Annotated in this window: 13 protein-coding genes; 12 read left to right on the top strand and 1 reads right to left on the bottom strand. The window is 71.5% G+C overall.

The annotated features are described in order from the left end of the window. Positions 1–59 precede the first annotated feature (59 nt). From prcB to ACQPZP_RS23535, 6 genes are all read left to right on the top strand, one after another. Positions 60–905: a proteasome subunit beta gene (prcB, locus tag ACQPZP_RS23560; protein WP_433461436.1), complete on the top strand. Its 846-nt coding sequence runs from the start codon at positions 60–62 to the stop codon at positions 903–905. Between the two features lie 21 nt (positions 906–926). Continuing rightward, a complete protein-coding gene (gene prcA / locus ACQPZP_RS23555; RefSeq protein WP_433479664.1) occupies positions 927–1,718 on the top strand; it encodes a proteasome subunit alpha in 792 nt (263 codons plus the stop codon). A gap of 161 nt (positions 1,719–1,879) precedes the next feature. Beyond that, a complete protein-coding gene (gene pafA / locus ACQPZP_RS23550; protein ID WP_021593623.1) occupies positions 1,880–3,238 on the top strand; it encodes a Pup--protein ligase in 1,359 nt (452 codons plus the stop codon). Positions 3,239–3,358: 120 nt separating this feature from the next. Beyond that, positions 3,359–4,291 (top strand): FKBP-type peptidyl-prolyl cis-trans isomerase, encoded by a 933-nt coding sequence (locus ACQPZP_RS23545; RefSeq protein WP_433471894.1) that lies wholly within the window; start codon positions 3,359–3,361, stop codon positions 4,289–4,291. 89 nt (positions 4,292–4,380) lie between these two features. Beyond that, the gene (locus tag ACQPZP_RS23540; RefSeq protein WP_433471893.1) at positions 4,381–5,031 is read left to right on the top strand and encodes a helix-turn-helix transcriptional regulator; all 651 of its coding nucleotides are present in this window, start codon (positions 4,381–4,383) and stop codon (positions 5,029–5,031) included. A gap of 32 nt (positions 5,032–5,063) precedes the next feature. Next, positions 5,064–5,567: a DUF3291 domain-containing protein gene (locus ACQPZP_RS23535; protein WP_433471892.1), complete on the top strand. Its 504-nt coding sequence runs from the start codon at positions 5,064–5,066 to the stop codon at positions 5,565–5,567. Between the two features lie 4 nt (positions 5,568–5,571). Here the strand turns inward: ACQPZP_RS23535 and ACQPZP_RS23530 are convergent, their stop codons facing one another. Continuing rightward, positions 5,572–6,654: a DUF3866 family protein gene (locus ACQPZP_RS23530; RefSeq protein ID WP_433471891.1), complete on the bottom strand. Its 1,083-nt coding sequence runs from the start codon at positions 6,652–6,654 to the stop codon at positions 5,572–5,574. Positions 6,655–6,750: 96 nt separating this feature from the next. Here ACQPZP_RS23530 and ACQPZP_RS23525 point away from each other — a divergent pair, with 96 nt between their 5' ends. Genes ACQPZP_RS23525 through ACQPZP_RS23500 form a run of 6 tightly spaced genes read left to right on the top strand, consistent with a single transcriptional unit; the run spans position 6,751 to position 13,150 of the window. Further along, positions 6,751–7,779, top strand: a complete 1,029-nt coding sequence (locus ACQPZP_RS23525) for a helix-turn-helix transcriptional regulator (RefSeq protein ID WP_433471890.1) — start codon at positions 6,751–6,753, stop codon at positions 7,777–7,779. Then, the gene (locus ACQPZP_RS23520; protein WP_433471889.1) at positions 7,776–8,792 is read left to right on the top strand and encodes a helix-turn-helix transcriptional regulator; all 1,017 of its coding nucleotides are present in this window, start codon (positions 7,776–7,778) and stop codon (positions 8,790–8,792) included. Before ACQPZP_RS23525 ends, ACQPZP_RS23520 begins: the two co-directional genes overlap by 4 nt. A 20-nt stretch (positions 8,793–8,812) precedes the next feature. Continuing rightward, positions 8,813–9,058, top strand: coding sequence for a hypothetical protein (locus ACQPZP_RS23515; RefSeq protein ID WP_433471888.1), 246 nt, complete (start codon positions 8,813–8,815; stop codon positions 9,056–9,058). Between the two features lies 1 nt (position 9,059). Beyond that, positions 9,060–9,428: a Sec-independent protein translocase subunit TatA gene (tatA, locus tag ACQPZP_RS23510; protein WP_433471887.1), complete on the top strand. Its 369-nt coding sequence runs from the start codon at positions 9,060–9,062 to the stop codon at positions 9,426–9,428. Between the two features lie 55 nt (positions 9,429–9,483). Beyond that, positions 9,484–10,344 carry a twin-arginine translocase subunit TatC gene (gene tatC, locus ACQPZP_RS23505; protein ID WP_433471886.1) on the top strand — a complete coding sequence of 287 codons (861 nt, stop codon included), beginning with the start codon at positions 9,484–9,486 and terminating at the stop codon, positions 10,342–10,344. 37 nt (positions 10,345–10,381) lie between these two features. Further along, positions 10,382–13,150, top strand: coding sequence for a DEAD/DEAH box helicase (locus ACQPZP_RS23500; RefSeq protein WP_433471885.1), 2,769 nt, complete (start codon positions 10,382–10,384; stop codon positions 13,148–13,150). Positions 13,151–13,187: the final 37 nt, after the last annotated feature.

Raw genomic sequence — 13,187 nt, 5'->3', positions numbered from 1 at the left:
GCGTCCGTGCCGGTGAGGTTGCCGCCAGCCGGTGCCATGGTGGAGGGGAAGGGAGTCGCGTGGCGTCCCACGATTCGCACACCGGACGTCTGCCGGGGTTGTTCGCGAGCCCGGATACGTCGTCGTTCACGGAGTTCCTGGGGGCGTACTCTCCGGAGTTGCTGCCCGGCAGGCGGACGCCGCCGGCGTCGCGGGCGGGCGACGACATCCCGCACGGGACGACGATCGTCGTGGTGGGCTTTCCCGGCGGGGTGGTGATGGCGGGGGACCGGCGGGCGACGGCGGGCAACGTCATCGCGCAGCGTGACATCGAGAAGGTGTTCCGGGCCGACGAGTTCTCGGCGATCGCGATCGCGGGGACGGCCGGGATCGGGATCGAGATGGTGCGGTTGTTCCAGGTGGAGCTGGAGCACTACGAGAAGCGTGAGGGCCGGACGCTGTCGGTGGAGGGCAAGGCGAACCGGCTGGCGACGATGGTGCGGCAGAACCTGGGCATGGCGATGCAGGGCTTGGCGGTGGTGCCGCTGTTCGCGGGCTATGACGAGGAGCGGGACGAGGGGCGGATCTTCTCCTATGATCCGGCGGGCGGCCGGTACGAGGAGCGGGACTTCCATTCGATCGGCTCGGGTTCGGTGTTCGCGCGTGGTGCGCTGAAGAAGCTGTACCGGGCGGACCTGTCGGCGGAGGACGCGGCGCTGGTGTGCGTGCAGTCGCTGTACGACGCGGCCGACGACGATTCGGCGACGGGCGGGCCCGATCTGACGCGCCGGATCTTCCCCGTGGTGGCGTCGGTGACGTCGGACGGGTATCGCCGGCTGGGCGAGGACGAGGTGGGCGCGCTGGCGCAGGCCGTCGTCGACGGACGTTACGACTCGCCGGGCGGTCCGACCGCCCCGCTGCGATAGAAGGGATCCTGACCGGTGTCCATGCCGTTCTATGTGTCGCCCGAACAGCAGATGAAGGACAAGGCGGACTATGCGCGGAAGGGGATCGCGCGTGGCCGCAGTGTCGTGGTGCTGCAGTATGACGACGGCATCCTGTTCGTGGCGGACAATCCGTCGCGGGCGCTGCACAAGATCAGTGAGATTTATGACCGGATCGCGTTCGCGGCGGTGGGGAAGTACAACGAGTTCGAGAATCTGCGGCTCGGCGGTGTGCGGTATGCGGATATCAACGGGTACCAGTACGACCGCCGGGATGTGACGGCGCGGGGGCTGGCGAACGTGTACGCGCAGTCGCTGGGGACGATTTTCACGGAGACGAACAAGCCGTACGAGGTGGAGCTGGTCGTCGCGGAGGTGGGCGATGACGCGGAGACGGATCAGATCTACCGGTTGACGTTCGATGGTTCGGTGGCGGACGAGCACGGTTATGTCGCGATGGGCGGGCAGGCCGAGGCGGTGGCGCAGTCGCTGAAGGACGGGTACCGGGAGGGTTCGGGGCTGGCGGGGGCGTTGCGGACGGCGGTGCGGGCGCTGGAGGCGCAGGATTCGGAGCGGCGGCTGGAGGCGACGTCGCTGGAGGTGGCGGTGCTGGACCGCAACCGTGAGCATCGGCTGTTCAGGCGTTTGTCGGCGGCGCGGATCGGTGATCTGCTGTCGGCGGCGGATGATGCGGGGCCGGGGATCACGTCCGGTGGCGGTGAGGACGCCGGTGGTTCGGGCGAGGGTTCCGGCGATGGTGCGAAGCCGGAGGCCGGGGAGGACGGGGAGGACTGACGCCGGGCCGGTGTGCGGCCGGCCGGAGGGCCCGTCGTGGTGGGGCGATCGGATCGTTCCGCCGCGGCGGGCCTGTGGCGTTGTGGGGAGGGTCGTGTTCCCGGGGAAACGGTGGGCTGGAGAGACTGTCGGGTGGGGGCTGGGCCGCATAGGGTCTTGGTGTGGACAGGCGCATCTTCGGGCTTGAGAACGAGTACGGCGTCACGTGTACGTTCCGCGGGCAGCGGCGGTTGTCACCGGACGAGGTGGCGCGCTATCTGTTCCGGAGGGTGGTGTCGTGGGGTCGTAGCAGCAATGTGTTCCTGCGGAACGGGGCGCGGCTCTATCTGGATGTGGGGAGTCATCCGGAGTATGCGACGCCGGAGTGCGACAGTGTCGTGGATCTGGTGACGCATGACAAGGCGGGCGAGCGGATCCTGGAGGGGCTGCTCGTGGACGCCGAGCGGCGGCTTCGCGAGGAGGGCATCGCCGGCGACATCTACCTGTTCAAGAACAACACGGATTCGGCGGGGAACTCGTACGGCTGCCATGAGAACTATCTGGTGGGGCGGCATGGGGAGTTCGGGCGTCTGGCGGACGTGCTGATTCCGTATCTGGTGACGCGGCAGATCATCTGTGGTGCCGGGAAGGTGCTGCAGACGCCTCGTGGGGCGGTGTACTGCGTGTCGCAGCGGGCGGAGCACATCTGGGAGGGTGTGTCGTCGGCGACGACGCGGTCGCGTCCGATCATCAATACGCGGGATGAGCCGCATGCGGACGCGGAGCGGTTCCGGCGGCTGCATGTGATCGTCGGTGACTCGAACATGAGTGAGACGACGATGCTGCTGAAGGTCGGGGCGACCGACCTGGTGCTGCGGATGATCGAGGCCGGTGTGGTGATGCGTGATCTGACCTTGGAGAACCCGATCCGGGCGATCCGTGAGGTGAGTCATGACATGACGGGGCGCCGGAAGGTGCGGCTGGCGAACGGCCGTGAGGCGAGTTCGCTGGAGATTCAGAAGGAGTACTTCGGCAAGGCGCGTGATTTCGTGGACGCGCGTGGTGGTGACGCGACGGCGAAGCGGGTGCTGGAGCTGTGGGAGCGGACGCTGCGGGCGGTGGAGACGGGCGATCTGGATCTGGTGTCGCGTGAGATCGACTGGGTGACGAAGTACAAGCTGATCGAGCGGTATCGGCGGAAGTACGATCTGCCGTTGTCGTCGCCGCGTGTGGCGCAGCTGGATCTGACGTATCACGATGTGCATCGTGACCGGGGTCTGTACTACCTGCTGGAGAAGCGGGGGTCGGTGGACCGGGTGTCGCGGGATCTGGACATCTTCGAGGCGAAGTCGGTGCCGCCGCAGACGACGCGGGCGCGTTTGCGGGGGGAGTTCATCCGGAAGGCGCAGGAGAAGCGGCGTGATTTCACGGTGGACTGGGTGCATCTGAAGCTGAACGATCAGGCGCAGCGGACGGTGTTGTGCAAGGACCCGTTCCGGTCGGTGGATGAGCGGGTGGACAAGCTGATCGCCGGTATGTGAGGGGGCCGGGGCGCTTTTCGGGTCGGGTGGGGTGACTTGTGGGCAGTGGGACTACTGGCAGGTCACGTGGGCGGTAGGGTGAGCGCGCAGTAGCGCTCGCCACCCCCTGAAGGATCCTGTATGCGTCGTCGTGTTCGGTTCCTGTCCGCGGTCGTTGTGTTCGCGGTGCCGTTCGTGTTGTCCGCCGGGTGTTCGGGTGGCGGTGTGGACGTGAAGGTGAGCGGGGATTTCGGGCGGTTGCCGGAGGTGCGGTTCCCGAAGGGTGCGCCGGGTGATTCTTTCGCGGTGAAGACCGTGAGGGAGGGTAAGGGGACGGCGGCGCGCAAGGGTGACCTGGTGGTGGCCGACTATGTGGGTTACCGGTGGAACAAGGGTGGGCGGAAGCTGCTGGCGAGCAGTTATTCGAAGGGGGAGCCGGGGGCTTTTCCGACGGGGCAGCTGGTGCCGGGGTTGACGAAGGCGTTCGATGGGGCGCGGCCGGGGTCGCGTGTGGTGGCGCGGATTCCTCCGCGGGATGGTTTCGGGGATGAGGGTGACCCGAAGCATCAGGTGGGTGCGGGTGACACGCTCGTGTACGTGCTTGATGTGCGGGCGGTGTATCCGCGGACGGCGGGTCCGCATGGGGCGAGGCAGGCGCCGCTGGATGAGCCGGGGTTGCCGAGGGTGGCGGACGCGCCGGCGGGGCAGGCGCTGGCGGTGACGATGCCGCGTTCGGCGCCGCCGAAGGGGCTGCAGGTCCGGGCGCTGGTCAAGGGGGATGGGCCGGCGGTGCGGAAGGGGCAGTTGCTGGCGTTGCAGTATGCGGGGTATTTCTGGCGCGACGGGAAGGTTTTCAATTCGTCGTGGTCGGAGGGGCATCCGTTCGGGGTGATGATCGGGACCGGTCAGGTGATGAAGGGCTGGGATCAGGGTCTGGTGGGGCAGCGGGTGGGGAGCCGGGTGCTGCTGGTGGTGCCGCCGTCGCTGGGGTACGGGTCGAAGGGGCTGGCGCAGTTCGGGATCAGGGGGAGCGACACGCTGGTGTTCGTCGTGGACCTGCTGGGCGCGCACTGAGCCGGCTCTGAGCCAACCTCGTCTGAGCCGGTTCGTCCGAGCCGGCCGGTCCGTCTAAGCGGAGTCCTCGTTGTTCTTAGAATGGCGGGGTGGAGGACATCGACGCGATCGCGCTGTTGCAGGATCCGGTGCGGCGGCGGCTGTACGAGTTCGTGGTGGCGCAGGGCCGCGAGGTGGGCCGCAATGAGGCCGCGGAGGCGGCGGGTGTGGCGCGGACGCTGGCGGCGTTCCATCTGGACAAGCTGGTCGGTGCGGGGCTGCTGGAGGTGGGCAGCAGGCGGTTGACGGGGCGGTCGGGGCCGGGTGCGGGGCGTCCGGCGAAGGTGTACCGGCGGTCGGCGGTGGAGCGGGGGGTGTCGGTGCCGGCCCGTGATTACGGGACGGCGGCGGGTCTTCTGGCGGAGGCGGCCGAGTCGGCGGGTCTGGACGTCAAGTTGCGGGATGTGGCGCGGCGGCGGGGGCGTGCGCTGCGTGGTGAGGGCGGGTCGTGCGGGGGGCTGGACGATCTGGCGGGGCTGCTGGCGGGTCGTGGTTATGAGCCGGTGCGGGACGGGGATGTGCTGCGGATGCGCAACTGTCCGTTCCATGCGGTGGCGGAGCGGTTTCCGCCGCTTGTGTGCGGGATGAATCTGGCGTTGCTCGAGGGGTTGGTGGAGGGTTCGGCGGTGCGGGTGCGGATGGATCCGCGGCCGGGGTGGTGTTGTGTGGCGGCCGCCCCTTCTAAAAACAATGAAGATTGACATAGAAGCGCGCGCCGTGGTGGGGTGAGCCCATGACCGATGACGCCAGGTACCACCTCGCCCAGTTCAACGTCGCCACGCTCCGCTTCCCGCTCGACGACCCGCGCGCGGCGGACTTCGTCGCGCTGCTGGAGCCGGTCAACGCGCTCGCCGACGGGACGCCCGGTTTCGTGTGGCGGCTGGTGGAGGAGGGCGAGGCCGACGCCACCGGGATGCGTCCCGCCGGCGAGGACGTGATCATCAACTTCTCGGTGTGGGAGTCGGCGGAGGCGCTGTGGGACTTCGTCTACCGCAGCGCCCACCTGGAGACGATGCGGCGCCGCCGGGAGTGGTTCCAGCGGCACGCGGAGGCGCATGCCGTCCTGTGGTGGATCCCGGCGGGCCACGTCCCGTCCGTCGGCGAGGCGTTGGAGCGCCTGGCCCTGATCCGTGCGAACGGCCCGTCGCCGCGAGCGTTCACGTTCAACGCGTCCTACACGGCGGAAGAGGCGGAGAAGGCGGCGGACGCCGGTGAGGCGGAGCCCGCGGTGGCCTGACGCCTCAGCCGAGGAGGGCGGCGGTGTGGCGGCCGGCCGCGGCGGCGGTGAGGAAGTAGGGGAGGTCCTCGTCGAGGCGGCGGCCCATGGTGGACAGCCGGACGCCCCAGTCCTTCTCGGCGGCCCTGAGGGTCTCGTGGAGGCCGTCGACGGGGACGGGGACGAGGCGGTGCCGGTCGCCGAGGGGGGCGGCCTCGGCGGCGACGCGGGCGCCGAAGGCGCCGCCGAGTTCGGGGACGGGGATGTCGGCGGCGGCGAGCGCGACGCGCCCGTAGGCGGTGAGGGAATGGTGGGAGACGCCGATGTGGCGTTCCCGCCTGTCGCCCTCGCTGACCCGCAGCGACCCGACCGGGCGGCCGCCGAGGACGGACGCGGCGTTGACGGCCTCGCCCGCCGAGACCCCGGAGAAGCCCCACCTGGTGCCCGTCCCGAGGTTCCCGGGGCCCTGGGCGAGGACGGCGACGTCGGCGCCGAGGACGAGCCGCGCCGCCAGCAGCCCGGTGTGGACGGTGACGGCCTCCAGGTCGCCGCCGAACGCCTGTCCCACGGTGACGGTGGCGGTGAGCGCGCCGGCGTCCTTCAGCCGGGCGATGGACATGGAGAACCATGACGGCAGCGCCCCGCCGTCCGGCATGACGTAGGCGACGCGCGCGGTCGGGCGTGCCGCGAGGAGGGCCGCGAGCATCGGCGGCAGGGCGGAGTGCAGGTCGGCGACGATGACGGGCATGCCGTCGAGGGAGTCGGCGTCGCGCAGGACGGCGTGGTGGGGGGAGTCCTGCTCGTCCGCGCCGAGGACGGTGGCCTGGAGGGGCGTGTAGCGGGCCTTGACGAGGTGGCCGGGCCCGTCGGGGTCGGGCGGGAGCCGGTCGGGGACGGCGACGACCATGGCGTAGCCGCCGGTGCCGAGACCCATCGCCAAGGCCGTAGTGTTGAGCAGGACGGTGTCGCCTGGTTCGGGCCGCCCCACCAGGGCGGGGTAGGCCAGGGCCCGGTGGGTGCCGTCGCCCCCGATCGAGACGTTCAGCTCGACCGCCCCCGGCCATTCGCGGCGGATGTCCTCGACTGTGCCTTTGCGCCATCGGATCACACCGGGAAACGGTAGCGTCCTGCACGACGGCGCGCGGGGACGATCGGCACGCCGGGCGGGGACCGGGGCTCACGGAGGGAACGAGGTGGTGGCGAAGTGTCGCGGCGCAAGACCGAGCGGCTGCTGAACCTGGTGGTCTGCCTGCTCGCCACCCGGCGTTATCTGACGGCCGAGCAGATCCGCCGGGCGGTGCCCGGCTACCCGGACTCCGACGAGGCGTTCAAGCGGATGTTCGAGCGGGACAAGGAGGAGCTGCGCGAGCTCGGCGTCCCGCTGGAGGTGGGCAGCGACCAGCAGGGCGGCGGCGGTGAGGAGATCGGGTACCGGATCCCGCCGCAGGCCTACGAGCTGCCCGACATCCATCTGACGCCGGACGAGGCGGCGGTGCTCGGCCTGGCGGCGCGGGTGTGGCAGCGGGCCAGCATGGCGGAGGCGGCGTCGGGTGCGCTGCTGAAGCTGCGGGCGGCCGGGGTGGAGACCGATGTGCCGGCCGCGGTGGGGATCGAGCCGCGGGTGAACACCCACGAGCCGGCGTTCGCGGCGCTGTGGGAGGCGGTGCGGGACGGCCGGCCGGTCGCGTTCGACTACCAGGGGATCGGGCGGACGTCGGTGGCGCGGCGGCATCTGGAGCCGTGGGGCGTGGTCAGCCGGCGGGGCCGCTGGTACGTGGTCGGGTTCGACCGGGACCGCGACGAGCAGCGGGTGTTCCGGCTGAGCCGGATCGCCGGTGAGGTCGCGGCGGACGGCCCGGCCGGGTCGGTGACCGTCCCGGACGGGGTGGACGTGCGGCGCATCGCGTTCGACTGGGGCGACCCGGTGAGCGAGCCGCGGCCGGCGACGGTGCGGCTGCGGCGGGGCGCGGCGCAGGGCCCGCGGCGGTGGGCCAGGGACGTCCGGCCGGTCGAGGCGGGCGCGTGGGACGGGGAGTGGGACGAGGCGGTCCTGACGTTCCGGGACGCGGACCGGTTCGCGCCGTATCTGGCGCGGTTCGCCGACGACGTGGTGGTGCTCGACCCGCCGGACCTGCGGGAGGCGGTGATCCAGCATCTGAAGTCGGTGCTGGCGGCGGCCGGGCCGCACCCGGAGGCCGGGCACGGCGAGCGCGGGGAGATGAACGGACGATGACGGCCAAGGCGACGCCGAAGTCGGCGGCGAAGACGGCGGCGACGACGTCCACGGACCGGCTCGGGCGCCTGCTGGCGCTCGTCCCGTACGTGGTGAACCGGGACTCGGTGGCGCTGGAGGAGGCGGCCGCCGCGTTCGGGGTGACCCAGAAGCAGCTGATCGACGACCTGAACCTGCTGTGGTGCGTGGAGCTGCGCGCGCCGGACCCGTACTGCCCGATCGACCTGTCCTACGAGGGCGGGGAGATCACGGTGGCGGAGGCGGAGTCGATCGCGCGGCCGCTGCGGCTGAAGGTCGACGAGGCGTCGGCGCTGCTGGTGGCGCTGCGGATGCTGGCCGGGATCCCGGGGCTGGACGACCGGGACGCGCTCAGCCGCGTGATCGCCAAGCTGGAGAGCGCGGCGGGCACGGCCGCGGCGGTGTCCAGCCAGGTCGCGGTGGAGGTCGACGCCCGCGGCGGGACCGCCGACCCGGCCCGCACCGCGGTCGCGCTGCTGCGGGACGCGATCGCGGCGGGCCGCCGCGTCCACCTCACCTACTACGTGCCGGCGCGGGACGAGAACACCGAACGCGACGTCGACCCGATGCGGCTGCTGGTCGTCGAGGGCAACACCTATCTGGAGGGGTGGTGCCGGCGGGCGGAGGCGGTGCGGCTGTTCAAGCTGGACCGGATCGCCGACCTGGCCGTGCTGGAGGTGGCCGCGCAGGTGCCGGACGAGGCGGAGCCGATCGACGTGGACGCGGGCCTGTTCCGCCCTTCCCCGCAGGACGAGGCGGTGACGCTGGAGCTGTCCCCCCGCGGCCGGTGGGTCGCCGACTACTACCCGTGCGAGAGCGTGGAGGAGCTCGGGGAGGGGCGGCTGCGGGTCGTGCTGCGCACCCCGGACGCCCGCTGGGTGCGGGGGCTGGCGCTGCGGCTCGGCGACCAGGGCCGCGTCGTGGCGCCGGAGCCGGTCGCGGCGGGGGTGCGGCAGGACGCGGCGCGGGCGCTGGCCCGCTACGGCATGAGCTGAGATCGGATACCGTGACGGGTGTGGCGTGGGTGTCGGTGGCGGTGTCGCTCGGATTCGCCGGCCTGGCCGTGCTCGCCTGGTGCGCCTTCAAGGTGTGGCTGGGGGTGCGGCGGTTCGGCCGTGAACTGGAACGCACCAGGCGGCGGCTGGAACCGGAACACTCGGCGCTGCGCGATGAACTGGCCCGCCTCGACGAGGCTCGAACGTCACAACCCCGGGTGAGGGCGTACGATCGTCCTGACAGGGCCCCTGCTGAAGAGGATTGACATGGCTGGACTTGGCACGACCGAGATTCTGATCATTCTGGCGGTCGTCCTGCTGCTGTTCGGATCGGCGAAGCTTCCGCAGCTGGCGCGGTCGCTGGGCAAGTCGGCGCGGATCCTGAAGGCCGAGACCAAGGGCCTGCACGACGAAGACGACGGCAAGTCCGGCAAGTCCGGCGACGCCGGGGACGCGGCGCAGGCCGCGGCGGGCGAGGACGCGCGGGACAAGGCGGCGCGGCTGCGCGAGGAGGCGGCCCGGCTGGAGCGCGAGGCGGCCGGCGACGGCGGTCAGCGTCCCCGCGGCGCGCTGGGCTCGGGCGAGCCGATCCAGGGTGTGCCGGTGTCGGACCCCGGCCGGATCCACAAGGGCTGATCCCGGCCCTCCACCGCCCCCTTCTGCCGCCGAACACCGAGCCTGAATGCCCACGATGAAGCTGAGCAGGCGCGACGCCGCCCCCGACGGCCGCATGCCCCTCATGGAGCACCTCCGTGAGCTGCGGAACCGGTTGATCAAGGCGATCCTCGGCCTGGTCGCCGGCGCGCTCGTCGGCTGGATCTTCTTCCCGCCGATCTGGGACTTCCTCAAGCAGCCCTACACGCGGATCCCGCCGGAGCACTGCCTCAACAACAAGTGCGACCTGGTCGTGCACGGGATCTTCGACGGTTTCTTCATCCACCTGAAGGTCGCGCTGATCGTCGGGGCGATCCTGTCGTCGCCGATCTGGCTGTACCAGATCTGGGCGTTCGTCGCGCCCGGCCTGTACCAGCGGGAGCGCCGCTGGACGTACACGTTCCTGGCCGCGGCGGTGCCGCTGTTCGTGGCCGGCGGCGCGCTGGCGTACCTGACGATGGACAAGGGCCTGAAGATCTTCATCGGGCTCGCGCCGGGCGACACGACCGTGCTGGTCGGCGTCCAGGACTATCTCGGCTACGCGCAGGCGATGCTGTTCATCTTCGGGCTGACGTTCGAGCTGCCGCTGTTCGTCGTGATGCTGAACCTCGTCGGGATCCTCACCCACGACCGGCTCCGCCGCTCCCGGCGGATGCTGATCTTCGGGGTGTTCGTGTTCGCCGCGGTCGCCACCCCCAGCCAGGACCCGTTCACGATGCTGGCGCTGGCGCTGCCGACGATCGTGCTGTTCGAGGTCGCCGAGCTGATCGCGTTCGTCCACGACCGCCGGCTGTCCCGCGAACCCGACCCGTACGAGGGGCTGTCCGATGACGAGGCGTCCCCGCTCGACCTGGAGCGCATCGACGCGGAGCTGGAGAAGGGCGACCGCGCCGTCTGATTGGGTATCGGGCCGGTCGAAACCGTAGGCTCGAAGCATGACCTCCCCCGACACGGCGTCGGCCGAACAGACCCCGGCCCAGCGGTACGCCGCCTACCGCAGGCGCACCGCGGGGCAAGGCCCGGCCCTGCTGGACTTCCGCACCCTGTACGACTTCGAGCTGGACGCGTTCCAGCTCGAGGCGTGCCAGGCGCTGGAGGACGGCAGCGGTGTGCTGGTCGCCGCCCCCACCGGATCCGGGAAGACGGTGGTGGGGGAGTTCGCCGTCCACCTCGCCCTCACCGGCGGCGGCAAGTGCTTCTACACCACGCCGATCAAGGCGCTGTCGAACCAGAAGTACGCCGACCTCGTCCGCCGGTACGGGCCGGAGAAGGTGGGGCTGCTCACCGGAGACAACAGCGTCAACGGGGAGGCCCCGATCGTCGTCATGACGACCGAGGTCCTGCGGAACATGCTGTACGCCGGGTCGCAGACCCTCGCCGGGCTGGCGTTCGTCGTGATGGACGAGGTGCACTACCTCGCCGACCGGTTCCGCGGCGCCGTCTGGGAAGAGGTGATCATCCACGTTCCGGACTCGGTGCGGATCGTGGCGCTGTCGGCCACGGTCAGCAACGCCGAGGAGTTCGGCGAGTGGCTGCAGGAGGTGCGCGGCGACACCGCCGTGATCGTGGACGAGCACCGTCCCGTGCCGCTGTTCCAGCACATGCTGGTCGGCACCCGCCTGTACGACCTGTTCGTCGACACCGGCAAGGGCAGGGACCGGCAGGCCCGGCTGAACCCGCAGCTCACCCGGATGGCGGTGGAGGAGGTCCGGCGCGCCAAGGTCAACCAGGGCCGCCGCACCGGCCGCCGCCGCGCGCCGCGCCCGCAGCGGTTCCGGCCGCCCGCCCGGCCCGACGTGATCGAGCGGCTGGAACGCGCCGGGCTGCTCCCGGCGATCACGTTCATCTTCAGCCGCGCCGGCTGCGACGCCGCCGTCCTGCAGTGCCTGCACGCCGGGATCCGGCTGACCTCCAAGGAGGAGGCCGAGGAGATCCGCGCGCACACCGACCTGCGCACCGCCGACATCGCCCCGGAGGACCTGCGGATCCTCGGCTACGGCGACTTCCTGGACGCCCTGGAGCGCGGCGTCGCCGCCCACCACGCCGGGATGCTGCCGACGTTCAAGGAGATCGTCGAGGAGCTGTTCACCCGCGGGCTGATCAAGGCGGTGTTCGCCACCGAGACGCTCGCGCTCGGCATCAACATGCCCGCCCGCACCGTCGTGATCGAGAAGCTCGACAAGTGGAACGGCGAGGCCCACGTGGACCTCACCCCCGGCGAGTACACGCAGCTGACCGGGCGGGCCGGGCGGCGCGGCATCGACGTCGAGGGGCACGCCGTCGTGGTGTGGGGCCCGAACGTCGAGCCGGCGTCGGTCGCCGGGCTCGCCGGCACCCGCACCTACCCGCTGAACTCCAGCTTCCGGCCGTCCTACAACATGGCCGTCAACCTCGTCGGCGCCGTCGGCCTCGAACGCGCCCGCACCCTGCTGGAGGAGTCGTTCGCGCAGTTCCAGGCCGACCGCGCCGTCGTCGGCCTGGCCCGGCAGGTCCGCAAGAACGAGGAGGCCCTCGACGGGTACGCCGAGGCGGCGCAGTGCCACCTCGGCGACTTCATGGAGTACGCCGCGATGCGGCGGCGGCTGTCGGACCGGGAGTCGGAGCTGTCCCGGGAGCGGGCCGGCGCCCGCCGCGCCGAGGCCGCCCGGTCGCTGGAGCACCTGCGGCCCGGTGATGTGATCCTCGTCCCGTCCGGGCGGCGCTCCGGCCTCGCCGTCGTGCTGGACCCGGGCGTCGGGCGCCGCTCCGACGGCCCGGCGCCGCTCGTGCTGACCGTCAACCGGTCGGTGCAGCGGCTGTCGATCCAGGACTTCCCGCGCGCCGTCGAGCCCGTCGACCGGATCCGCATCCCGAAGTCGTTCAGCCCCCGAAACCCGCAGGACCGCCGCGACCTGGCGTCCACGCTGCGCAACAAGGTCCCCGACGACGTCCGCGAACGCAGGCGCTCGCGCGGCGATTCCGCCGCCCCCGACGACGCCGAGATCACCCGGCTGCGCGCCGACCTGCGCCGCCACCCGGTGCACGGCTGCGACAAGCGCGAGGACCACGCCCGCTGGGCCGAGCGGTACCACCGCCTCGACCGCGAGACCGAGCAGCTGCGCCGCCGCGTCGAGGGCCGCTCCCAGGTGATCGCCCGCACGTTCGACCGTGTCTGCGCCGTCCTGCAGCAGCTCGGCTACCTCGACGGCGACTCCGTCACCGACGAGGGCCGCCGCCTCGGCCGCATCTACAACGAGCTGGACCTGCTCACCGCCGAGAGCCTCCGCGAGGGCCTGTGGGAGAAGCTCGACCACGCCGAGCTGGCCGCGTGCGTGTCGGCGCTCGTGTACGAGTCGCGGCAGCCCGACGACGCCGCCCCGCCCCGCACCCCCACGGGGCGGGCCCAGGACGCGCTGGCCGCCATGGTGCGGCTGTGGGGCGAGCTCGACGCCGTCGAACGCGACAACCGGGTGTCGTTCCTGCGGGAACCCGACCTCGGGTTCGCGTGGACCGCCTACCGGTGGGCCAAGGGCGACGACCTCGACGAGGTGCTGCTGGAGAGCGACCTGACCGCCGGCGACTTCGTCCGCGCCGTCAAGCAGCTCCTGGACCTGCTCGGCCAGGTCACCGACGCCGCACCCCCCAACAGCCATCTCCGCAAGACGGCCCGGCGGGCCATGGACGCCATGCGCCGCGGAGTGGTCGCGTACTCGTCCGTCGCCTAGGCGGCCCGGCGGCGGGCGGCCCGGCGTGCGGACAGGG

It is taken from the genome of Spirillospora sp. CA-142024, from assembly GCF_050942325.1.
Classification (GTDB): Bacteria; Actinomycetota; Actinomycetes; order Streptosporangiales; family Streptosporangiaceae; genus Spirillospora.
This window is presented reverse-complemented; position numbering and strand designations above follow the sequence as displayed.

What these genes read in the sequence shown, in the direction of transcription:
- prcA (WP_433479664.1), top strand. Translation starts at nt 927, where the DNA reads ATGCCGTTCTATGTGTCGCCCGAACAGCAGATGAAGGACAAGGCGGAC.
- ACQPZP_RS23545 (WP_433471894.1), top strand. Translation starts at nt 3,359, where the DNA reads ATGCGTCGTCGTGTTCGGTTCCTGTCCGCGGTCGTTGTGTTCGCGGTG.
- ACQPZP_RS23535 (WP_433471892.1), top strand. Translation starts at nt 5,064, where the DNA reads ATGACCGATGACGCCAGGTACCACCTCGCCCAGTTCAACGTCGCCACG.
- ACQPZP_RS23520 (WP_433471889.1), top strand. Translation starts at nt 7,776, where the DNA reads ATGACGGCCAAGGCGACGCCGAAGTCGGCGGCGAAGACGGCGGCGACG.
- tatA (WP_433471887.1), top strand. Translation starts at nt 9,060, where the DNA reads ATGGCTGGACTTGGCACGACCGAGATTCTGATCATTCTGGCGGTCGTC.
- tatC (WP_433471886.1), top strand. Translation starts at nt 9,484, where the DNA reads ATGAAGCTGAGCAGGCGCGACGCCGCCCCCGACGGCCGCATGCCCCTC.
- ACQPZP_RS23500 (WP_433471885.1), top strand. Translation starts at nt 10,382, where the DNA reads ATGACCTCCCCCGACACGGCGTCGGCCGAACAGACCCCGGCCCAGCGG.